This window comes from Paraliomyxa miuraensis, assembly GCF_026337845.1.
GTDB classification, from domain to species: Bacteria; Myxococcota_A; Polyangia; order Nannocystales; family Nannocystaceae; genus Paraliomyxa; species Paraliomyxa miuraensis.
The window spans coordinates 29,074-50,859 of record NZ_JAOVZF010000150.1 but is presented as its reverse complement, the minus strand read 5'-3'; the positions used below and the strand labels follow the sequence as shown (position 1 = coordinate 50,859).

15 protein-coding genes and 1 tRNA gene are annotated in these 21,786 nt (G+C 71.5%); 12 read left to right on the top strand and 4 right to left on the bottom strand.

Annotated elements, in window-relative coordinates:
• The first annotated feature begins 209 nt into the window (after positions 1–209).
• The 8 genes from OEB96_RS17105 (at position 210) to OEB96_RS17070 (ending at position 10,831) form a co-directional block, all read left to right on the top strand.
• Positions 210–755: a MerR family transcriptional regulator gene (locus OEB96_RS17105; RefSeq protein WP_266217049.1), complete on the top strand. Its 546-nt coding sequence runs from the start codon at positions 210–212 to the stop codon at positions 753–755.
• Positions 756–886: 131 nt separating this feature from the next.
• Positions 887–1,384 carry a sigma factor-like helix-turn-helix DNA-binding protein gene (locus tag OEB96_RS17100; RefSeq protein ID WP_266217047.1) on the top strand — a complete coding sequence of 166 codons (498 nt, stop codon included), beginning with the start codon at positions 887–889 and terminating at the stop codon, positions 1,382–1,384.
• Between the two features lie 564 nt (positions 1,385–1,948).
• Positions 1,949–3,562, top strand: coding sequence for a bifunctional phosphoribosylaminoimidazolecarboxamide formyltransferase/IMP cyclohydrolase (gene purH, locus OEB96_RS17095; protein WP_266217045.1), 1,614 nt, complete (start codon positions 1,949–1,951; stop codon positions 3,560–3,562).
• Positions 3,563–3,576: 14 nt separating this feature from the next.
• Positions 3,577–4,851, top strand: a complete 1,275-nt coding sequence (gene purD / locus OEB96_RS17090; protein ID WP_266217044.1) for a phosphoribosylamine--glycine ligase — start codon at positions 3,577–3,579, stop codon at positions 4,849–4,851.
• A gap of 74 nt (positions 4,852–4,925) precedes the next feature.
• A complete protein-coding gene (locus OEB96_RS17085; protein ID WP_266217042.1) occupies positions 4,926–6,242 on the top strand; it encodes a DUF1015 domain-containing protein in 1,317 nt (438 codons plus the stop codon).
• 12 nt (positions 6,243–6,254) lie between these two features.
• Complete coding sequence (locus OEB96_RS17080; protein ID WP_266217041.1) at positions 6,255–7,556, top strand: ATP phosphoribosyltransferase regulatory subunit; 1,302 nt, start codon at positions 6,255–6,257, stop codon at positions 7,554–7,556.
• Positions 7,553–8,857: an adenylosuccinate synthase gene (locus OEB96_RS17075; protein WP_266217039.1), complete on the top strand. Its 1,305-nt coding sequence runs from the start codon at positions 7,553–7,555 to the stop codon at positions 8,855–8,857. Before OEB96_RS17080 ends, OEB96_RS17075 begins: the two co-directional genes overlap by 4 nt.
• Positions 8,858–9,157: 300 nt before the next feature.
• Entirely contained in the window at positions 9,158–10,831 is a 1,674-nt protein-coding gene (locus OEB96_RS17070) for a GYF domain-containing protein (RefSeq protein ID WP_266217038.1), read from the top strand.
• A gap of 94 nt (positions 10,832–10,925) precedes the next feature.
• On the opposite strand, the gene OEB96_RS17065 is transcribed toward OEB96_RS17070, so the two are convergent.
• Positions 10,926–12,002 carry a threonine aldolase family protein gene (locus OEB96_RS17065; protein WP_266217037.1) on the bottom strand — a complete coding sequence of 359 codons (1,077 nt, stop codon included), beginning with the start codon at positions 12,000–12,002 and terminating at the stop codon, positions 10,926–10,928.
• 44 nt (positions 12,003–12,046) lie between these two features.
• Positions 12,047–12,730 (bottom strand): hypothetical protein, encoded by a 684-nt coding sequence (locus tag OEB96_RS17060; RefSeq protein ID WP_266217036.1) that lies wholly within the window; start codon positions 12,728–12,730, stop codon positions 12,047–12,049.
• Positions 12,731–13,015: 285 nt separating this feature from the next.
• Here OEB96_RS17060 and OEB96_RS17055 point away from each other — a divergent pair, with 285 nt between their 5' ends.
• Positions 13,016–13,846 carry a hypothetical protein gene (locus tag OEB96_RS17055; protein ID WP_266217034.1) on the top strand — a complete coding sequence of 277 codons (831 nt, stop codon included), beginning with the start codon at positions 13,016–13,018 and terminating at the stop codon, positions 13,844–13,846.
• Between the two features lie 122 nt (positions 13,847–13,968).
• A tRNA-Cys gene (locus tag OEB96_RS17050) sits at positions 13,969–14,039 on the top strand.
• A 110-nt stretch (positions 14,040–14,149) separates the two neighbouring features.
• Here the strand turns inward: OEB96_RS17050 and OEB96_RS17045 are convergent.
• Both OEB96_RS17045 and OEB96_RS17040 read right to left on the bottom strand, forming a co-directional pair.
• Positions 14,150–16,378, bottom strand: coding sequence for a tetratricopeptide repeat protein (locus OEB96_RS17045; protein ID WP_266217032.1), 2,229 nt, complete (start codon positions 16,376–16,378; stop codon positions 14,150–14,152).
• Between the two features lie 88 nt (positions 16,379–16,466).
• Positions 16,467–18,020, bottom strand: coding sequence for a hypothetical protein (locus OEB96_RS17040; RefSeq protein WP_266217031.1), 1,554 nt, complete (start codon positions 18,018–18,020; stop codon positions 16,467–16,469).
• 689 nt (positions 18,021–18,709) lie between these two features.
• Between OEB96_RS17040 and OEB96_RS17035 the strand changes: the two genes are divergently transcribed.
• The gene (locus OEB96_RS17035; RefSeq protein WP_266217029.1) at positions 18,710–19,018 is read left to right on the top strand and encodes an FHA domain-containing protein; all 309 of its coding nucleotides are present in this window, start codon (positions 18,710–18,712) and stop codon (positions 19,016–19,018) included.
• Positions 19,019–19,181: 163 nt separating this feature from the next.
• Positions 19,182–21,728, top strand: coding sequence for an ATP-dependent DNA helicase RecG (gene recG, locus OEB96_RS17030; protein ID WP_266217028.1), 2,547 nt, complete (start codon positions 19,182–19,184; stop codon positions 21,726–21,728).
• The last annotated feature ends 58 nt before the right edge of the window (positions 21,729–21,786 follow it).

Sequence of the window (21,786 nt, the reverse complement as noted above, 5' to 3'; positions counted from 1 at the left end):
GGGGGTCCTGGTGGCCGGGGCCCTTCACCCCCCTCACCGGTGAGCCCCGCCGGTCGTCGGTCCCGTCACTCCCACCTCGGCGCTGAGTTCTCGGCGAACCACCCGCCATCCGGCGAAGCCGACCCGGCCACGTCTTCCTCGCTCCCTCTCCCTCCCCACGCGTCCCCGCGGCGCGTTCCTCCTCCTCTCGCTCCCCCCCCACCACCGCGATGCAGGTCGCGCTCACCGAAGCTCAGATCCGTGAGATCGAGCAGGCCAGCCCTCACGGGTTGACCTCGCAAGAGCTGGTCGCTGCGTTCTCGGACCGCGCGATCAAGTTCAGCGAGGCCACGCTGCGCAAGTACGTGCAGCTGGGTCTGGTGCCGCGCTCGCGTCGGGTGGGTCGCAAGGGCAAGCACCTCGGCTCCCGCGGGGTCTACCCGACTCGAGCCCTCCGCCGCATCAACACCATCAAGAAGCTGATGGCGGAGCGCTACACGATCGAGGAGATCCAGGCCCGCTTCCTCACCTTCAAGGACAACATCGAGACCCTCGACGAGGCGCTGTCGGAGCTGACCCGCCTGTTCGAGGATCGCATCGGCGAGCAACCACCCTCGCCGCATCGCGACCGTCTCGGCCGCGAGCTCGAGGCGATCAAGAAGACCGCCGACGAGCTGCTGAGCAGCGTGCACCGGCTGGAGAAGCTCATCATCTCCGCCGGGGAACAGGCCCGACCCCGCGGCGGCGGGGCGGCCAGCGCCACCGAGCTGCTGTGACTTCCCCGGGTCGCTCGCGGATTCCCACCGCGACCGACCCTCCCTCGCCACCTAGCCACTTCGCTTCCCGTTCGCGTCTCGCTCACCACCACCACTCACGACCACGACCGCTCATCCGCGCCAGGGACCCCATGTTCAAGTACGACCACGACACCATCGCCGAGCCCACCACCCCCGACGAGGAGCCCGCGCTGCTCCCCGATCCCAAGCCGATCGTCCGCCGCCACCGGGCCAAGACGATCGCGATGAAGCGCCTGACCAAGGAGGAACTCCGCATCGGCGCGCTGCTGTACCCCGAGCGCAGCTACTGGCGCCCCAAGTCGCGAGGCGAGTGCGCCAACGTGGCCCGGCCCTGTCCCTACGTCAGCTGCAAGTATCACCTCTACATCGACGTCAACCCGGCCACCGGGAGCATCAAGGTGAACTTCCCCGAGCGCGAGGTCTGGGAGCTCGAGCACAGCTGTGCGCTCGACGTGGCCCAGCAGGGAGGCATCACCCTCGAGGAGGTGGGCGAGATCCTGAACCTCACTCGCGAGCGCATCCGCCAGGTCGAGGTGCGTGGCTTGATGAAGCTGCGCGAGGCCGGTGGCGAGGAGCTGCTCACCTACCTCGCGCGGCAAGAGTCGTAGTCGGGTGGCCAGTCGCCAGTGCCGTGCCCGTGGGCACGGCCTTGCGGCGCGGCAGCGCTCTCGCTCGTTGGCGGGAGGCTCCCGGGCCGCAGCGCCGAGCCCGAAACGACGGCACCCACGAGACGGCCAAGCCGGCCGTCTCGCCCGACGCTCGACCGTGATCGCAGCCCTCATCACCTCGACGAGTTGCCGACTCATCCTTCGAGGCAGGCACGACCTGCCGACCGGCCGTGGTGTCATCCGAGACGCCGCGTCCGGGTCTGCCCCGTCCCTGCTGCTTGGCTTGCTCTTCCCCTGATTCGATGCGAGTACGCCTCCGCCTGGTGCGGGGGCGTACTCGTAGAACGAAGGCTCGCGCATGGTGTGCGGAATTAACGCCCCGCTGACGCCCAATTGACACGTGGTGACATCACGCTGGGATCTCGCCTCCTTCATCGCTCGTGCGGGTTCTCCCTCGTGGCGCCGATGACGACGATGAGGTCGCGGTGCGGTCGCCCGGACGTGTGTCGCCGGGTTCATGCTTTCCACCTTGACCCTCGGCGAGGGCCACGGTAGGCGGCGGCCGTGACCACGCCCATCCCCATCCGTCGCGCCCTGGTCTCCGTCAGCGACAAGTCCCACCTGGATCGACTCGCACGGATGTTGGTCGAGCATCGGATCGAGGTGCTCTCGACCGGCGGCACCTACCGTGCGCTGTCGGAGCTCGGGGTGTCGGTGCGCAAGGTCAGCGAGTACACCGGCGCGCCCGAGATCCTCGACGGTCGGGTCAAGACCCTGCACCCGCGGATCCACGGCGGGATCCTGGCCGCCCCCACCCCCGAGCACGACGCCGAGCGCGAGCGCCACGACATCCCGGCCATCGACCTGGTGGTGGTCAACCTCTATCCGTTCCGCGAGGTGATTCGGGAGCCCGGCTGCGACCTGCCGCGCGCGGTGGAGAACATCGACATCGGGGGCCCCACCATGGTGCGGGCGGCGGCCAAGAATGCCGCGCGCGTGACCGTGGTCGTCGATCCGGCCGACTACGAGGGGGTGGCTGCGGCGCTCCGCCAGCACGCGGGCACGGTCCCGCTGCCCCTGCGGCGCACGCTGGCTCGCAAGGCGTTTGCCCACACTGCGGCCTACGACGCCGCGATCGCAGCGCATTTGGCCCAACACGAGGCCCAACACGAGGCCCCGCACGAGGCCAGCGCAGAGCGCGAGGACGATGCTGCGCCGGTGTTCTTCGTGGGAGGCGAGCGACAGGGCGTGCTGCGCTACGGCGAGAACCCGCACCAGGCGGCGGGACTCTATGCGGTGGCGGGCGAGGCCCACGAGGCCTCGGGCCTGCCGCAGGCCCGCGTGCTGCAGGGCAAGGCGCTCAGCTACAACAACCTGCTCGATGCCGATGCGGCGCTGGCCCTGATTCGCGACCTGGAGCCCCTGGGGACCGCGGCGGCGGTGCTCAAGCACGCGTCGCCGTGCGGGGCGGCGGTGGGGCAGCCGGGCCAGGGGCTATGCGACGTGTTCGTGCGCGCGCGGGAGGCCGATGCCGAGAGCGCGTTCGGGGGGATCGTGGCGCTGTCCCACGAGGTCGATGCGGACACCGCACGGCGGCTGTGCGAGACCTTCCTCGAGGTGGTCGTGGCCCCGGGCTACTCCACGTCGGCGCGGGAGATCCTGGCCGCCAAGAAGAACCTGCGGCTGCTCGAGCTGCCCGACATGTTCGCCGAGGGGCCGCCACCATGGCGCGTGCGCTCGGTGGCGGGGGGCCTGCTGGTCCAGCGCGAGGACGTGATCCGGGTGGGGGCGGCCAAGGCTCGCGTGGCCACCCGTCGGGCGCCGACCAGGACCGAGCTCGCCGACCTCGAGGTCGCGTGGCGGGTGGCCAAGCACGTGCGCTCCAATGCGATCGTGATCGCCAAGGATGGAGTCACGCTGGGGATCGGCGGCGGGCAGACCTCGCGGGTGGAGGCTTCGCGCCAGGCGAGCCGCCACGCGGGTGAAGCGGCGGCCGGAGCCGTGCTGGCCTCGGACGGCTTCTTTCCGTTCCGCGATGGCGTCGATGCGGCCGCGGCGGTCGGGGTGACGGCGGTGATCCAGCCCGGGGGCTCGATGCGCGATCGAGAGGTGGTCGATGCGGCCGACGAGCACGGCCTGGCCATGCTGCTGGCGGGGGAGCGTCACTTTCGGCACTGAGGCAGGAGCGGAGCATGAGCACGGCGCGGATCTTGGTGGTGGGCAACGGCGGTCGCGAGCACGCGCTGGCGTGGCGGCTGACGCACGAGGGACACGAGGTGCTCGCGGCCCCCGGGCGCGACGGCTACGGCGATGATGCGCGCTGCGTGCCCGTGCACGCCGGGGACTCGGATGCCGCGGCCGCGCTGGTCCGGCGCGCGCGCGACGAGGGGGTGGATCTGGTGGTCGTGGGCCCCGAGCAGCCGCTGTGCGACGGGCTGGCCGATCGGCTTCGCGATGCCGGCCTGCCCACGGTGGGTCCGGGCGCGGCGGCAGCAGAGCTCGAGGGCAGCAAGGCCGCGGCCAAGCGCTTCATGGCCATGCACGGGATCCCCACCGCCCGCCACGAGACGGTCACCACCCTCGACGAGGGCCTGCGTGCGCTCGAACGCTTCGAGGCCGCGCCGGTGGTCAAGGCCGATGGCCTGGCCGCGGGCAAGGGAGTGACGGTCGCCAGCACGCACGACGAGGCTCGCGCCGCGCTCGTGCAGTGTCTCGAGGGAGGGGCCTTTGGCGCGGCGGGACGCACGGTGGTGCTCGAGGAGCGCCTGCGCGGTCAAGAGGTCAGCCTGTTCGTGCTGACCGACGGGACGGGAGCGGCCACGTTCTTGCCCGCGCAGGATCACAAGCGGCTCGGCGAAGGCGACACCGGGCCCAACACGGGCGGGATGGGGGCGTACGCGCCCGCGCCGATCTACGACGCGGCGGTGGCCGAGCGCGTGCGCACGAGGATCGTGGGTCCCACGCTGGCGGGCCTGCGCGCCGAGGGGCGCCCGTTTCGGGGCGTGCTGTTCGTGGGCTTGATGATCGACGACGCCGGCGAGCCGTGGGTGATCGAGTACAACTGTCGCTTCGGCGATCCCGAGGTGCAGCCGCTGCTGTTCGGACTGTCGGTGCCGCTCCTGCCCCGTCTGGCGGATGCGGCCCACGGCATGCTGCGCGACGAGGCGCTGCCGGGCGATCCGGCGGCCACCGTGGTGCTCGCCGCGGCGGGCTATCCGGGCGAGGTGCGGACCGGCGATCGCATCGAGGGGCTGTCGGCGCTCGAAGGCGACCCCGACGTCAAGGTGTTCCACGCGGGCACGCGGCGCGAGGGCGACGGCTGGGCCACCGCCGGGGGGCGGGTGCTGGGCGTGTGTGCGCGAGGCACCACGCTGGGCGAGGCCCTCGATCGTGCGCACGCGGCTGCCGGCCGCGTGCGCTTCGATGGCCGCCAGCTTCGCCGTGACATCGGGGCTCGAGCCCGCTGAAGCGCACACCGCCGCCGCCGCAGCCCCTGGCCGGGCCGTGTTAGCCCCCGGCCGGGCCGTGTTATAGGTCCGCCATGGCCGAGATCCGACCCTTCGGGGGCTTGCGCTACGACCTTGCCAGGGCGGGTGATGCCGCGTCGCTCATGGCTCCGCCGTATGACGTGATCGACGACGAGGGACGAGCCGAGCTGGCCGCCCGCTCGCCGCACAACGCGATCCACTTCGTCCTTCCCGAGGGGGAGGGCGACGCCAAGTACCCGGCCGGCGCGGCCCGCTTTCGCGAGCAGGTGGCGTCGGCGATGGTCCGCGACCAAGCGCCCGGGATCTACCTCTATCACCAGCGCTTCTCGGTCGAGGGCCAGACCTACGTGCGCAAGGGTCTCATCTGCCTCATCGAGCTGACCCGCTTCGGCCAGGGTCCCGTGCTGGCCCACGAGCGCACCCTGGCCGGGCCCAAGGCCGATCGCTTGAACCTCATGCGCGCCTGCCAGGCTCACCTCGAGCTGGTGTTCGGAATGTTCTCCGACCCGGACCGTGCCTGGGAGGGCATGGTCGATCCGCACCGGGGGCAGCCGGTGCTGCACGCGTCGTTCGACGAGGTGGAGCACACGCTGTGGCGCGTGCACGACCCCTCGGCGCTCGCGGCCCTGCAGGACCACCTGCGCCCGCGCAGCATCTACATCGCCGACGGCCATCACCGCTACGAGACGATGTGCGCGTTCCGTGACGAGCTGCGAGCCGCGGGCAATCCCAACGCCGACTTCGGGATGATCTACCTCAGCAACCTCGATGATCCAGGCCTGGTGGTGCTGCCGACGCACCGTCTGGTGCACGGCCTTCCCGCGGTCGATCTCGACGGCGTGCTGCGGGCGTCGGCCCGCTGGTTCTCGCATCGCGAGGTTGCGCTGCCGGGGGACGCCGGCGCGCTGCGGCAGGCCCTGGCGACCGACGGGCCCGCGACCTTCGGGCTGACCCAGCCGCGCTCCGGCTCGGGGTCGGGCACGCTGCACGTGCTGCGGCTGCGCGACGACTTCGACCCGATCGGCGCGGGCCTGTCCGAGCTGCCGCCGGCGCTGCAGCGGCTCGACGTGGCGCTGCTGCACGAGCTGGTGCTCGAGCGGGCCCTGGGGATCACCAAGGCGGCGCAGGAGGCCAAGACCAACCTCTACTACTACAAGTCCACCACGCGGACGCTCGAGGTCGCGGCGGGCCGCGGGGCGACCGCGGCGGAGCAGGGGGTGCAGCTGCTGTGCCTGATGAATGCGCCCCCCGTGTCGGACGTGCGAGCGGTCTGCGACAGCGGCCACGTGATGCCGCAAAAGAGCACCTTCTTCCATCCGAAGATCCCCAACGGCCTGGTCTTCCACGATCTTCGGCCGCTGCCGCGATAGCGAGGCTTCGCGATGAGCGACTCGACCGCTGGCGCCATCGGGGGCGCGCCGATCTGCGCCCTGCCGCGAGGCGCTCGGGATCTGCTGCCGGCGGCGTGCCGTCGGCGGCGGGCGATCACCCACACGCTCCTGTCCACGTTCGAGGCCTGGGGCTACGAGCCGGTCGCGACGCCGGCCATCGAGTACTACGAGGTGCTGTCGCGCGGCCTGTCGGAGGCCGATCGTCGCGGCTGCGTGCGCTTCATCGCCGCGGGCAGCGGTGACCTGGTCTCGCTGCGCGCGGACGTCACCCCGCAGATCGCCCGCATGCTGGCCCAGCGCTGGGGCGGCGAGCTGCCCGACGACGTGGTGCATCGCTTCAGCTACGCGGCCGAGGTGCTGCGCCAGCCCACCAGCGCACGCGAGCAGACCGAGGTCCATCAGGTCGGCATCGAGCTGATCGGCGACGCCGATCCGGCCGCCGACGCCGAGCTGGTGGCGCTGGCTCGTGCGGCGCTGCGCTCGGTGGGGCTGGTCGACTTTCGCCTGGACCTGGCGCACACCCGGGTGGCGCGGGGGCTGCTCGATGCGCTCGAGCTGCCGGCCGGCGTGGCCGAGCTCGCCCACGCGCACCTGGCCCGCAAGGATCGTGATGGCCTGGCCCGGGTGCTGCAATCCCACGAGCACCCCGAGGCGCTGCGGCGGGCCGCGGTGGCGCTGTGCGATCTGTTCGGCGAGCCCGCGCGGGTGCTGGCGCGAGCCGAGGTGGCGCTGCGCGACGCAGGGGTCGACGACGCACTGGCCGGGCTGTCGGCCACGATCGATCACCTGCGACGGATGGACGCCGACGTGCTGTCGCACGTGACGGTGGATCTCGGTGAGGCCCGCGGCTTCGACTACTACTCGGGGATCCGCGTGCGTGGCTGGGCCCGGGGCGTGCATCACCCGCTGGTTCGCGGGGGCCGCTACGACGGGCTCCCGCGCCGCTACGGGGTGCCGCGCCCCGCCACGGGGCTGGCCATCGATCTCGACGCGGTCGAGGCGGGGCTCGCCGCGCAGGGCGACGAGGTCCCCGGAGCGGAGCCCGGGCCTGCGCACCTGGTGGTGGTGGTGCCGGCGGACGACGCCTCGGCGCGCGCCCAGGCGCACGCCGAGGCTGCGCGGGCGCGTGCGTCGGGGCGTCGAGCGTGGGTCCAGCCTGGGCTCTCGCTGCCGCGAGCCCAGGCGCTGGCCGAGGCATCGGGGGCGGATCGCCTCACGATCGTGAACGAGCGAGGCGCGACTCGGTGGTCTCGCGAGCCCCACTCGTGGGTCCTGGTGGAGGAGACGACATGAGCGCGTTGGTGGTGGTGGGCGCCCAGTGGGGCGACGAGGGCAAGGGCAAGGTGGTCGACGTGCTCGCCGAGCAGGCGCACGTGGTGGCTCGCTTTGCTGGAGGCAACAACGCCGGGCACACGCTGGTGGTCGACGGTCAGCAGATCATCACGCACCTGGTGCCGTCGGGATGTCGCTATCCCGGCACGCGCTGCGTGCTCGGAGCCGGCATGGTGATCGACCCCGACGTGTTCCGCAAAGAGATCGAGCAGCTGCGCGCGCGGAACCTGCTGCAGGCCGACGAGCTGCGGGTCTCGCTCGATGCCCACGTGATCTTCCCGTTCCATCGACTCGTCGACGGGCTGCGCGAGGACTCGGCCGGCGACGCCCGCAAGATCGGCACCACGCGTCGTGGCGTGGGCCCGGCCTACGAGGCCAAGGCGGCGCGGCGCGGGGTACGGGTTCGCGACCTGCTGCGCGAGTCCGATCTGCGCGAGCGCCTGCTCAAGAACAAGGCGACCCTCGACCCCGAGCTGCATCGCCTCGGCGCGCCCGAGTCGGCCCTCGACGTGGAGGCGCTGGTCGAGCTGGGCCTTGGTTGGGGGCAGCTGCTGCGGCCCATGGTCTGCGACGCCGGGGCGCTGTGCCACGACGCGATTCGCTCGGGACAGCGCGTGCTCTTCGAGGGGGCTCAGGGGGCGCTGCTCGACCTGGACCACGGGACCTATCCCTACGTGACCTCCTCCAACTCGATCGCGGGTGGGGTGTGCACCGGGATTGGGATCGGTCCGACCCTCATCGATCGCGTATGGGGGATCACCAAGGCGTACACCACCCGCGTGGGCGGCGGTCCGTTCCCCACGCGGCTCCTGGGCGAGCAAGGCACACGCCTACGCGAGGCCGGCGCCGAGTATGGCGCCACGACCGGACGGCCGCGCGATTGCGGGTGGCTCGACTTGCCCGCGCTGCGCTACGCCGCGCGGCTCTCGGGCATGGATGGTCTTTGCGTCACCAAGCTCGACGTGCTGGCGCTGCTCCCCAAGGTCGAGATCTGCGAGTCCTACGAGGACGATCTCGACCCGGGCCGCGACGGGTTCGAGCACGTGGTTCCTCGGTTGCGGACCCTGAACGGGTGGGGGGATCCCTCGCTCGCCGCCCAATTGTCGGCCCCGGGCCTGCGCGCAGCCGAGCGTCGAGAGGACCTCCCCGGGCCCGTGCGGGCCTATCTCGACCTCATCGAGGAACATACCGAGGTCCCGGTCGTGCTCGTCTCCGTGGGCCCGGATCGTGCGCAGACCCTGCGGTTCGCCGACGCGTTCTAACGTCGGTTCGGGAAGCCACGCGCGGGAGGGAGCCCTCGGGTTGCCAACCAGCCCACCTGCGGCCTAGGATCGCCGCGTGATCGTGGGGACCCTGGTCCTCGCGCATGGGTCGTGTCGGCCTCGTGTCGGCGTACTTTGGTCCGATGTGGCCGTCATTCGACCCCCGGGCGCAGTTGTGCCCCGTCCAACGCTTCCCCTATACTGGCAACCGCCTCGGCTGGCTGGCACTCCAAGTCCAAGCACTCCCCACGCTCGAGCACCCAAGGCCACGCCCAACCGAGCCCCCCGGGACGCACGCGAATGAAGATCGAATGCGACAAGTGTAGTGCGAAGTACTCGATCGCGGATGAGAAGGTTCGCGGGAAGACCTTCAAGATTCGCTGCAAGAAGTGCAGCAACGTGATCATCGTCCGCGACAAGGGGATGACCGCCGACGCAGGTGCAGGCGCGGCCGCGGCGGAGCAAGCCGCCCCCGGCTGGCACCTCGCCATCAACGGCGAGACGGTCGGGCCCATGGCCGAGGACGAGGTCCGTCAGCGCTATGCGGCGGGCGAGATCGACAAGGACACCGCGGTCTGGCAGGAGGGCTTCGACGACTGGCTGCCCCTGGGCGACGTCGATGCGTTCAGCGATCTGCCCGAGCGCAACGACGATCCGTTTGCCGCCAGCGCCAACCAAGACGACTACGCAGCGGGCGGGGCTCGAGCGGGTGGGGTGGCTGCGGCCGCGGCCGTGGCCGCCACCGGCACCGACGGTCCTTCCGAGCAGCCTCAGTCCCCGCGGGTCTCCAAGCTCACTGGTCAGCGCAACGAGAACTCCGTGCTGTTCTCGCTCGACAGCCTGCAGGCCATGGCCACCGCGAGCGCAGCCTCGCCATCGCCGGCCGTGTCCGCTCCGGCGGCACGCGCTTCGTCCAACCCCTCCAAGGGGCTGGCCACGTCGGCGCCCACGTCCGAGGGATCGGGCCTCATCGACATTCGCTCGCTGGGTTCGATGGTGGGTAGTGGGCCGTCCATGGCCGCCAGCGCGGCGCCTCAGGCCGCGGCCGACGATGCCGCGCTGCCGAGCTTTGGTGGCGGCGGCTTCGGTGGTCTGGCGGCGACTCCACTGGTCGCTCCGACCACGCCCGACTCGTCCACGCCGGCTCCGCCGGCGGTGGTGGTGCAGCCGCGCTCCAACGCGCCGCTCTACATCATGATGGTCCTGCTCATCGCTGCGGTCGGTGGCCTCGGTTGGTACATCGCCAACCAAAAGCCGCCCGAGACCAAGACGATCGTCCAAGAGGTCCCCGTGGTCGCGCCCAACGTCAAGGACGACGATGACAAGGACAAGGACAAGGACAAGGACGACGAGGACAAGGACAAGAAGGACGACAAGGCCGGCGAAGGCGAGTCCGAGGGCGGCAGCGGAGGCGAGTCCGAGGGCGAGGAGGTCGACGACGGCAAGGGCGGCAAGGTCCGCAAGAGCGGCGGCTCGCGCAAGTCCGGCTCGTCGGGTGGCACCGCAAGCAGCGGCAGCGCCGGTAGCAGCACGGCGGGTGGTTCCGGTGGCACCAAGACCGACACCAAGAAGGACGAGGATTCCTCGCCTTCGGTCGAGTGCATCCTCGATCCCAGCAAGTGCGGCAAGAGCACCAAGAAGTCGAGCGGTGGGAGCTCGGGCGGTGGGAGCTCGGGTGGCTCGAGCAACCCCAGCGCGCCCGAGAAGCTGTCGCCGACCGATCTCAAGGCGGGTCTGGCATCGGTCAAGGCCGAAGCCAAGTCCTGCGGGGCCAAGAACGGCGCCAAGGCGGGCGAGAAGGTCCAGGTGAAGCTCTCGCTGTCCGGTTCCACGGGCACGGTCTCCAAGGCCACTCCGCTTGCGCCTCACGCCGGTACGTCGCTCGGCAACTGCGTGGCGGCGGCGGCCAAGAAGGCCAAGTTCAAGGAATTCAAGAACGCCACGATGGGCTTCCAGTACTCCTTCACGATGTAGGAGCACCAAGGCCCTTCGACCGGCGAGCCCCGGGCACCCACCGAGAGGTCCAGGTCCCCGGGGCTCGGTGCATTCGAAGCCGCTCTCACGCCTCTCACGACGACGGACGAAGCTCGGAGACCACGCGCCGGATGATCGTCACGATGGCGTCGAGGTCGGCGTCGTCGATGCCCAGGTGCAGGGCAAAGCGAACCTCTCGGTAGGTGTTGGGGTGGCACAGTACGCCGGCCGCTCGCAGCGGAGCGCACAGTTGCTCGGCGTGATCCCAAGGCGCGCGCACGGGGGCGACGATCAGGTTGGTGGAGGGCTCGGGCACCTCCCAGTCCGGCAGCGGTCGGATCGCGTCGGCCAGTCGACGGGCGCGTGCGTGGTCCTCGGCCAGGCGCTCGACGTGGTGCCGGAGCGCGAACAGGCCGGCCGCGGCCACGATCCCCGACTGGCGAAAGCCACCGCCCAACGCGTGCTTGTGAAGTCGCGCCTCGGCCACGAACGCTTCGTCGCCACACAGCACCGAGCCCACCGGAGCGCCCAGGCCCTTGGACAGCGAGACCGACACCGAGTCGGCGCATGCAGCAAGCTCGGCCAGCGGCGTTCCCGTGGCGACGTGGGCGTTCCACAGCCGCGCGCCATCGAGGTGGGTGGCTCGGCCGTGCGCGCGTGCCCACGTTCCCACCTCGAGCAGGCCGCGACCCCCCGCGCTCGGATCGCGCAGCGGCCAGGGCATGCCGCCGGCGTCGCCCAGCGTGTCCTCCAGCCACACCAGGCGCACGGGAGGCCAGCCGCAGCTCTCTTCGTGGCACAGCGCCGCCAGCTCGTCGACGCCGTAGCCGCGGCGATCCCCGATCGGCATGATCTGTGCGCCGCTGATGGCCGCGGCCGAGGCGTTCTCATGGATCCGCACGTGGGCGCCGGGATGCGCTGCGATGGCATCGCCCGCTCGACACCGCACGCGGACCGCGATCTGGTTGGACATGGTGCCCGACGGGAGGAACACCGCCGCCGGCTTGCCCAGGCGCTCGGCCACCGCGGCTTCGAGCGCGCGCACGGAGGGGTCGTCACCGTAGCAGTCGTCACCCACCTCGGCCGCGGCCATCACCGCGCGCATGTCGGCGGTGGGGCGAGTGACGGTGTCGCTGCGAAGGTCGAACGGAGCCGGCATCGCGCCGGTCATGCCATGAAGCTCGATGGACCGCCAAGGACCAGTCCGCCACCGACCTATGCGCCGCCGGGCGGCTCGGGCGCCCACGGGCCGTCGTCGGGGGGTGGGGTGGGCGTCGGCGTGGGCGCCCGGGGGCCGTCGGTCGGCGGCTTGGGGGAGGGGGGAGGCGCGGGCTGTCCACGCTCGGCCTTGAGCTTGGCGGCCAAGCCCTCGGCGATGGCATGGGGCAAGTACTCGGGACCGGCGTCCGTGCCGACGAGCAGCTTGACCGCGGCGCGCCCCGAGGGATCGACGGTCGCGATCATCTCCATGCTGCCGCGACCCCTGGGACCGTCGGGCTCGCGACCGAGGAGGAACTCGAACAGGATGAAGCCGGCGTCCTGGTCGCGGTCGACGACGGTGAAGCCGCGATCGACACGTAGATAGCGGACCGCGGCCGGCCACACCTGCTCGCTCGGGTAGGGGAGCACGCGGGTGTGCTCGAGCCTCGTCGACATCGCGCGCTGCCCCGAGCGCCCCGAGCCTGCACGCGAGGGCTCGGTCTCCTCGCCGTCCATCAGAGTAGGAGATGTAGGAGGCCGCGGAGAGGCGAGGGCGCCCGTGGCCATCATCACCATGGCTCCCCCGGCCAGCGCTGCGAGCCGCCGCCGCCCCAGCATCGCCTCGAAACCGCCCAACCGCCCGTGCTCGGCCGTCGAAGCGCCCGTGCTGGCGTCGGCGTCGGCGTCGGTCTTCGTCACCGGAATGAAACGTTCACGGGAGCGCAGAGCGATCGGCATGCCGCCGAGGCTACGGCGGGCTGGTCAACGGCGGAAAAATTGGGCAAATTCGAGGAAGCGTGGCGCTCGCTCGCAGGCGCAGCGACGAGTGCTCACCATCGTGGCGGTCTCCTGGGATCGCCCACGAGCCAAGCGATGATCATGAATGAGGATCGCAAGGGTGCGACGGGGTAGCGAGGGGATCGGACGGGAACGAAAGTCACCCTCGCGCGTGCAAGCGTAGATGACGAGGAGGGAAGCAGAGGCATGAACAATTCCGAGAACTCCGCCTTGATGGCGCTTTCCGAGCTCAAGAACCTCGAGGCCGACCGAGTGCGGCAAGAGGAAGAAGCTCGGCTCGCGGCCGAGGCCGCCGAGCGACACGCTCGCGAAGAAGCCGAACGGGTCGCCCGTGAGGCAGCCGAGCGCAGGGCCGCCGAGGAGGCCGCCCGGCTCGAGGCCGAGCGGGTCGCTCGCGAGGCCCAAGATCGCGAGGAACGACTGCGGATCCAGGAGGCCGAGGCCCGGGCCCGCGCCGAGCAGGAGGCGCGCCTCAAGGAGGAGCAGATGCGCCTCGATGCGCAGATCAAGCTCTCCGAGGAGAAGGCCAAGCCCAAGTGGCCGCTCGTGGTCGTACCGATCCTCGTGTTGGGTCTGGGGGTCGCTGGCTTCTTCTGGTGGCAGAGCGTCAAGCAGGCCGAGGTCGAGAAGGCCCAGGCCGACGAGATCGCTCGCAAGCAGGCCGAGGCCCTCGAGGCCGTCACCGCCCAGCTGAACAACCTCGCGGCCGAGCAGGAGCGCATGTCCAACGAGCGCTCTCAGCTCGAGAAGGATCTCGAGGCCGCCAAGGGCGACGAGAACAAGCAAAAGGAGCTCGAGGCCAAGCTCAAGGCGCTCGACGAGAAGATGGCGGCCAACGAGGCGGAGCAGGAAGCCGCTTCGGCCACCTCTGGGGTCAAGCGCAAGGGCTCCTCGGGCAAGCGCAAGTCGTCGTCTTCGGGGGGCGGCGATGGTGGGGCCAGCGATCCGCCCAAGTCCTCCGGACGCAAGAACAAGCTCGGCCTCGGGTCGGGCGACGACCCGCTGGGCGGGATCTGATCCGCGGGGCGGTCCCACGGGACACCCCAGCGACGGGCTGCATCGGACTCCGGTGCGGCCCGTCGGTCGTTCAGGCGGCATCTTGCTCGGGCTGCTGGCTCGTGGTAGGAAGCCCGCCCCACGGCGCGGTCGCCAAGTGGTAAGGCAGAGCTCTGCAAAAGCTCCACCGCCGGTTCGATTCCGGCCCGCGCCTCCCGTATAGCCCCCAACGAAGAAGCCCGAGCCTTGGTCGCTCGGGCTTCTTCGTTGGGGGCCAATCGGCTCGGCGCGCGCCAGTCCCCGGCTCTGGTCCGGGGTGCCGCCTCAGCGGGCGTGTCCCGAGGCGTGTCGGGCCACGCCACCGGCCATCGGTGCACGCGCCCGCGTGGGCAGGTCGTCCCACTCGAGGTAGGCCTGCGCCATGTCGTATTCGAAGAAGCCCATCAGCTCCGACGCGACGACCTGCCGGAGCAGCTTGCGACCCGCCGCGGGATCGCCCGAGCGCCAGCGCCGTAGTCCCTCGTAGAAGAACGCCTCGGCGCGCTCACCCTCGTCGCTGGCTCCGTCGAGCAGCTGGTCGTAGCTCAGCTCGCCGCGCGCATGCTGGGCCAGCTTGCGGCCCCAGCCATCGCTCTGCCCGCGCCTGCCGTCGCGTGACGAATAGTCGCGCATGAACTCCACCGCGTCGCGGTCGGCCGGCAGCCCCTGGCGCAGGGCCAGCTCGTTGACCCACAGGCTGAAGTAGAGCTTGAGGCTGTCGGCCACGTCGGGCTCGCCGAGCGCTCGCAGGTAGACCGAGCGTGCTTCCTGATAGTAGCCGTAGGACACCAGCTGCAGCATCGGCTCGGCGTAGGCATTGGCGTGATACGGGGCGAGGTCGGCCGCGAGCTCGAAGTCGTCGACGGCCAGGCTCACCTCACCCAGGAAGAACAGCAGCCGCCCGCGATCGAGGTAGCGATCGCTCTGATCGATCATCTCCATGGCGGGGCGGTTGAGCAGCTCGTTGGTCTTGCGCAGCGCCGCGCGCAGGTGCTCGGTCGCGGTGGTGGCGTCGCCGCGGCGCAGGGCGATCTCACCGAGCTGTCCTCGTGACCGCGCCTCCCAGCGGAGCTTGTCGTCGGGCTCGCCCACGGGCAGGCGCACGAGGTCCTCGTAGTAGCCCTGGGCCGTCCCCAGCTCGGCGCGCTTGATCGCGATCGTCCCCAGCAGGTCGAGCACGTGCGGCTGCGCCTCGATGGCCAGGCTCTTGCCGAGCAGGTCCTTGGCCTCGTCGACCAGGCCGTTGCGGTAGAGCCCCTGGGCCACCGCGAAGTAGGCCTCGGGCATGGCCGGGCGGATCGGCCGATCGCGCCAGAGCTTGGTCGCACGGCGATGGAAGACCTCGACCTCCTCGAGACGAGCGAGCGCTGCCTTGGGATCACGATGGGCCAGCGCGCGGAGCTGCTCGTGGTCGAGCGCGGCGAGCTGCTCCCACGCCTCGTACACGTCGTCCTGCAGCTCGATGCTCTGACGAAGATGGTGGATGGCCGCGGTCTGCAGACCCTCGCGCTGCATGACCTCGGCGCGCATCAGGTGGACGTAGGGATCCTCGGGAAAGCGCTCGAGGGCGCGGTGGCTGAGGTTGTCGATGATCCCCCACGACTGGCTCACGAACGGCAGGCTGGGATCGGCGTCCTCCTCGGGGACGAACTGCTGGGCCAGCGACAAGAGCGGCCGGGCGCTGCGCTTGCTCTCGAACGCCTCCTCGAGCAACGACTTCAGCTTGGCGGTCGAGGCCTCGTCGCCGACGCGACCCATCGCCGCGATCGCGCCCTCGGGATCGTCGGCGCGCAAGTAGAGGCGCATCAGCAGGTAGCCGGTGATCTCCACGCGCCGCTGCGAGGTCTGCCCCAGGCCCAGGCCTCGCGCGTGAGCGGCTCTGGCCGCCTCGTAGCGGGCGACGTAGAGGTCGGCGAGGCGCTCGACCACGAACGGGGTGGGGAACACGGCGGCGATGGCCTCGAGCGAGCGCTCGAGATCCTCGTGGGCCAGCAGTGGCTCGGTGGCGAAGGGGCCGTTGTCGACCAGCCAGCGCTCGAGGGCCTGCCACTGGTCGACGGCGTGGGTGCGCGGGGCGTCGCTGCCAAAGCGCTGCTCCACCGCGAGCGCGAGCAGCGAGGGTTGCTCGTCGCCGGTTCGCCCGGTGTGGGCATAGAGCTGGCGGGCCACCTCGGCCAGACCCGGCGCCGCCTCGGCCGTGCGCAGATCGGCGGCGGCGTAGAGCGAGAGGGTGTAGCGCAGGGCGGCCTCGGCCTCACCATGCTTGCCCTTGGCCAGCGCACCCTCGATGTACCCGACGAGGAAGTCGCGCAGCGCCGCGAGGTACTCGGCCCGCTCGGGGCGATCGCGGGGCAAGAGCACGTAGCGGTTGAACGCGGCCTCGAGCTCGTCGAGGTTGCGCACGCGAGGGGGCGGGACCGGGGCTTCCACCGTAGACCCGGCCCGCCGGTGGGCACAGCCGAGGGCGGGCAGGCACAGGGTCGCGGCGAGGAGCAGCGCGGGGCTCGTGCGCATCGCCTCAGTGTACCAACCAAGCTCGTCCGGACCAGCCGCCGGGCTCGGACCCGGCCCGTGGACCTGCGCATGGACCCATGGGCGCGCGTCAGTCCAGGACCTCTCGTTCGCCCCACATCACCGCGAGCGACACGGTGTGGAGCATGCCGAAGTAGCGCCCGGCGTTGCTCGGACGCCCCCGGCCATCGAGCACCCCGGCGGCGCCGGGGGCGTTGATGTCGCCGCTGCCATTGACGAACGCGGTGGCGTCCGCCGGGGAGAACAGGGCGTCGTCGGGCCCCACGGTTCGCGGCAGCAGCATGTCGAAGCCGTAGCCGGGCACCAGCACGAGATCGACCTTGGGGATCCGCACGCGGGCTCCCAGGCTGGTGCCGATCCGCCAGCCTTCGTCGTCGGCGGCCGTGGTGGCGCCGCGACGCACGGCGGGGGAGGCCAGGTGGGCCGCAGCCAGCACGAAGAGGTTGGTCTGCACGCGATAGCGCGCGAACGCATCGAAGCCGTAGAGATCCGCCTTGCCGCGAAAGCGCGAGAGCTCGGGCAGGGTGGCGCTGCCGCGGTCGAGGCCGATGAGGCGCAGCGTCTGGCTGCCGCCGGTCGGACATCGCGTGGCCCGCAGGCCACCGGGGCACAGGTCCATCCAGTAGAGGTCGAGATCGAGGCGCCAGGTTCGAGAGCGCCCCAGCAGGAACGAGCCGCCCAATGCGACCTGCTGAGGCAGCCGCTGGCGAAGGGTGGCTCCCACGGGATCGGCGACCTCGCACGGAGGAACCTGGTCGCCGAGGTCGCCCTCGGGGCCGACCTCGGCCTCGGGCCGGCACACCACGCCGACCCCACCCAGCAGCACCTCGCCGCCGCGGCGCAGCGGCGGGCTGCGGTAGCGGGCACCCAGGGTGATCGTGTCGTTGTTCAGTCCGATGGCGGCGCCCACGGTCAGCGCAAAGTCGAAGCCCGACGGGGCTCCGTCGCGAGGGATCCACTGCGTCCACCCCTTGAAGCCCACGCGCTCGGTGCAGGCGGGGTCTTCCTTGTCGGTGCACCCGGCGGTGCTCGCATCGGGGTCCAGCGAGGCGAGCGCGGTGTCGTCGTCGAAGGCAAAGCGCTCGCGCACCAGCGGCAGGTGCAGGGCTGCGCCGAGCTTGACGCGCCCGCCGTTCCACGCAAGCGCGGTGGTGATGTCGTGACGGCTCTCCACCGATCCTCCATTGGGAGGGCAACGCGACAGGCCCGGCCCGACGCAGCCGGGATCGGGGTCGGGGGCCAGGTGGTAGCGCAGCGGTTCGGCCGAGGTCAGCCGGTAGCGGCTGCCGAGGTCGTAGACGCCCACGCCCACCGCGATGGGTTCGAAGTAGAGGCTCGCGCCCACGAAGTAGCCCAGGCCCAGGTGGGCGAGCGAGGTCGGCGTGCGCAGCTCGGACAGCGGCTCGCCCGTGGCCGGGTCGATCGCGCTGCGTCGGATCCGTTGCTGCTCGATCCCGGTGCTGAACGAGGCGTGCACCGCCGTGCCGGGGATTGCGGCCAGCATCGCCGGATTGTGGTGGATGGCCGTGACCGCGCGACTTGCGGGCCCCTGAGGCTCGATCCCGCCCAGGCGCAGCCCCTGGCCGGGGGCTGCGGATGCGCTGCCGGGGATCGCCCAAGCCAAGGCCCCGCCCAGCGCCCACCCCAGTGCGAGCGACCGCGGCGCGAGCCGGACGACGCGGAGCGGAAATCGGCGCGAGCCAGGGCGCAGGGGGGGCATCGGGAGGGACGGACCGTCGTGCGGTCGGCCGAGGATATCGCGGTCCAGCGCCGGCGTGGCGCCTACGACGGGGCCGGCGACGAGGGGCGGACCCCTGGCCAAACGGGCAGGCACTGCGATTGCGGTGCGTTCTCCCCCTGCGAGGATATTGACCGGCCTCACGCTTTGCTTCTAGGATGCGGACCGGCCGCACTTTTGCGGTTCCCATCCTCTTTCCGAGAGGGGGGCTTCGCGGCGGTTCTCGTCCCCACCGAGCGCATATGGGCAGGACACTTCGACAGTTCACGTGCAGAGACGACCTGTGGGCCAGGGTCGAGGCGCTTGCTCAGCGGCGCGAGATCAGCACCGACGATGTCGTGCAGGCGGCGCTCGTCCAGCTCTTCACCAAGAAGAAGCCCACGACCCCCAATGGCGAGGTCAAGCGAGCGGCTCCGCCCTCGCCGGGCGTGGCGCCGGCACCTGCACCGCGTCCGGCTCCGCCTGGACCAGGGCCGGCTCCTCGTCCCGCACCCGCACCCATGGGCGCTCGTCCGAGCCCGTTGCCGCGGCCACCTGGAGCCGGGGGCGGGCTTCCCCGTCCTGGCCCGGCTCCGATGCCAGAGGCCAAGAAGGCCCGTCCGCTGTACCTGTATTTCGAAGGGCAGTGCTACGCGATCGATCAGGAGCAATTCGTGATCGGACGCGGCTCGAAGTACTCCGACCTTCCGATCAAGGACGCCAACATCTCGCGCCGACACTGCGCCATCGTGCGACGAGACGGGGGCTACTACATCAAGGATCTCGGCAGCACCAACGGCGTCGAGTTCAACGGTGAGCGGGTCGACAACCACCGGATCGAAGAGGGCACGCTCTACCGGCTGTGTGACCACGAGCTGCGGTTCTCGTTCATCCCGCCGGCCTGAGAGCAGGCTCGTCCCGCGCGCCGGTCGAGATCGCCGGCCGGACACGAGAGCAGGAAGGCCCAAGAGGGCCCGTGGTGACGGAGAGGCCGGCGAAAACGGCCTGCTTCCTTGCTAGCCTCGCCGCGTCGTGGGTAGCCCTTCGTCACGCGATCCTTCGGCTTCGGTGCAGCGCGCCTTCGCGGCGCTGCACGAGCTCGTGCGCGAGGCGGGGGCGGATCGCTTTGCGCGGATCGAAGCGCCGGAGCTGGGCGAGCGCCTGCGGCTGGCGTGGGCTCGCTTCATGGAGGCGGGCGGGACCCTTGGTACGCATCCGGGCGAGCAGCAGACGTTCGGCGAGGGGCTCACGCGCTTCGACTCGATGGGACGACACGATCGCACGCGGGTCATCGCGCACGGGCTTCGCCTCTGCATGGGGGCGCAGGCACGCCAGGAGCCGAGCCGGGCTCGAAGCATCAAGCCGCCGCCGCGCCACCGGGCCGCCTCCACCGCGGCGGCCGCTCGCGGGGCATCGCCCGCCGTTCATGCCGCGACACCGGTCGCGCCCGCCCGCTCGCTGGCCACGACCACGACCATGCCCGCCCGGGCCGAGCCCGGACCCGCGCCCTCGGTCGAGCCGCCGCTGGCCCACGCGCCGGTGACCGTGCTGCCTCGCGTGGGCCCGTCCACCGCGGCCAAGCTCGAGGCGCGTGGTCTGGTCACCCTGGAGGATCTGGTGTTCTTCCTTCCCGCGGGCTACCGCGACCATCGCGAGCGCAAGTCGGCGTCGGAGGTCGGCGAGGGACAGGTGCTGTCGGCCGAGGTCACGGTCGAGCGCTTCCGCCAGGGCTTCGCCCGCGGGCGCTTCTTCGCCAGCGCCGAGGTGGTGGCCGACGACGGCACCCCGATCTCGCTGCGCTGGTTCCATCGCGTGGGAGGGCTGGGGCAGCGCCTCGGTCTGGGCGCGCGCGTGTTCGTGGTGGGCCCGGTCCGGGAGTTTCGCGGGCGACCGAGCATCGCGCATCCGGACGTGTATCCCCTCGACGATCCTCCACCACCGATCGCGGTGCGCTATCCGGTGGTCGAAGGGGTGGGGGCCCGCACCGTGTCCTCGTTGTGCCGCGCGGCGCTCGAGCGCTTGTTGGAGATCGACGCGATCGAGGATCTCCTGCCTCCCGCGCTGGCGCGAGCGCAGCGGCTGCCACCGCTGCCGCAGGCGCTGCGGCTGCTCCACGATCCGCCGAGCTCGCTGACGCCGCAAGAGGTGCAGGAGCTCGATCGCGGTCGCTCGGCGGCGCACCGACGTCTGGCCTTCGGCGAGCTTCTGCTGCTGCAGCTGCTGCTGCTGCGACGCCGCGCGGCCTGGTGCGGCGATCGAGCCGCGTTCGTCACCCCGCAGGGCGCGTTCGGTCGCGAGCAGCTACGGGCGTGTCTGCCGTTCGAGCCCACCGCGGCACAGTGGCGGGTGATCGACGAGGTCGAGCAGGACATGCACGGCGGCCGCCCGATGCTGCGCTTGCTTCAAGGGGACGTGGGCTCGGGCAAGACCGCGGTCGCGTTCGCGGCGATCCAGGCGGTGGTGGCCGCGGGGGCCCAGGCCGCGCTGATGGCTCCCACCGAGCTGCTGGCCGAGCAGCACCTGCGCACGCTCGAGCCCTGGTGTCGGGCGGCGGGCGTGAAGGTGGCGCTGCTCACCGGATCCATGCCGCGCGCGCAGCGGAGCAGCCTGCTGGCGCTGCTGGGCGCGGGCACGATCGATCTGCTGGTGGGGACCCACGCGCTCCTGGTGGGCGACGTGACCTTCGCCGGGCTGGGGCTGGTGGTGGTGGACGAGCAGCACCGCTTCGGGGTGGAGCAGCGGGCGCTCCTGCGGGCCAAGGGCGAGCGGCCTCACCTGCTGGTGATGACGGCGACGCCGATTCCTCGCACCCTGGCGCTGACCGCCTACGGCGAGCTGGAGGTCTCGCTCATCGACGAGATGCCGCCGGGGCGGCAGCCCCCGGTCACGCGGCTGCTGGCCGGGCGTCCTGCGCTGCAGCGAGCCCGGGCCACGGTGGCCAAGGCGGTACGGCGGGGAGCTCAGGCGTTCGTGGTGTGCCCGCTGGTTGAGGCCAGCGAGGCGCTCGACGTCAGCCACGTGGAGGCCTCGGCGCAGGCCCTGCGGGCGCTGCTGCCCGAGTCGCAGATCGGCGTGGTGCACGGTCGCATGGCCCCCGAGGACAAGGACGCGGTGATGACCGCCTTTCGCGAGGGGAGCCTGCACGTGCTGGTGGCCACCACGGTCATCGAGGTCGGCGTCGACGTGCCGGGGGCCCGCACGATCCTCGTCGAGCACGCCGAGCGCTTCGGGTTGGCCCAGCTGCACCAGCTGCGCGGGCGGATCGGGCGTGGGGGTGGAGCTTCGCTGTGTCTCATCCACACCGCCCATGGACCGTCATCCGAGAGCGCCCAGCGGCTGGCCGTGCTCACGGAGACCGCGGACGGCTTTGCGGTGGCCGAGCACGATCTGGCCATGCGTGGGCCGGGGGAGATCTTCGGCACGCGACAAGCGGGGGTGCCTCGGCTGCGCTTCCTGGGGTTCGGCGGGGACGGCACGCGCATGCTCGTGCACGCGAGGCAGGCGGCGGCGGCGTTGCTGGACGAGGATCCCGAGCTGCGCCAGCACCCGCAGCTGCGGGCCGCGATCGAGCAGCGGGAGCGGGATGCGCCGGTGTACTCGGCGGAGGCGGGGTAGACCCCCCGACACGGGTGGACCGAATTGGCGCTCGACGACGCGAGTCGGGTGCAGTAGG

Bases quoted from the DNA above. Each gene is read 5' to 3' on its own strand.
- OEB96_RS17105 (WP_266217049.1), top strand. From the start codon at position 210: ATGCAGGTCGCGCTCACCGAAGCTCAGATCCGTGAGATCGAGCAGGCC.
- OEB96_RS17100 (WP_266217047.1), top strand. From the start codon at position 887: ATGTTCAAGTACGACCACGACACCATCGCCGAGCCCACCACCCCCGAC.
- purD (WP_266217044.1), top strand. From the start codon at position 3,577: ATGAGCACGGCGCGGATCTTGGTGGTGGGCAACGGCGGTCGCGAGCAC.
- OEB96_RS17085 (WP_266217042.1), top strand. From the start codon at position 4,926: ATGGCCGAGATCCGACCCTTCGGGGGCTTGCGCTACGACCTTGCCAGG.
- OEB96_RS17080 (WP_266217041.1), top strand. From the start codon at position 6,255: ATGAGCGACTCGACCGCTGGCGCCATCGGGGGCGCGCCGATCTGCGCC.
- OEB96_RS17075 (WP_266217039.1), top strand. From the start codon at position 7,553: ATGAGCGCGTTGGTGGTGGTGGGCGCCCAGTGGGGCGACGAGGGCAAG.
- OEB96_RS17070 (WP_266217038.1), top strand. From the start codon at position 9,158: ATGAAGATCGAATGCGACAAGTGTAGTGCGAAGTACTCGATCGCGGAT.
- OEB96_RS17065 (WP_266217037.1), bottom strand. From the start codon at position 12,002: ATGACCGGCGCGATGCCGGCTCCGTTCGACCTTCGCAGCGACACCGTC.
- OEB96_RS17055 (WP_266217034.1), top strand. From the start codon at position 13,016: ATGAACAATTCCGAGAACTCCGCCTTGATGGCGCTTTCCGAGCTCAAG.
- OEB96_RS17045 (WP_266217032.1), bottom strand. From the start codon at position 16,378: ATGCGCACGAGCCCCGCGCTGCTCCTCGCCGCGACCCTGTGCCTGCCC.
- OEB96_RS17035 (WP_266217029.1), top strand. From the start codon at position 18,710: ATGCCAGAGGCCAAGAAGGCCCGTCCGCTGTACCTGTATTTCGAAGGG.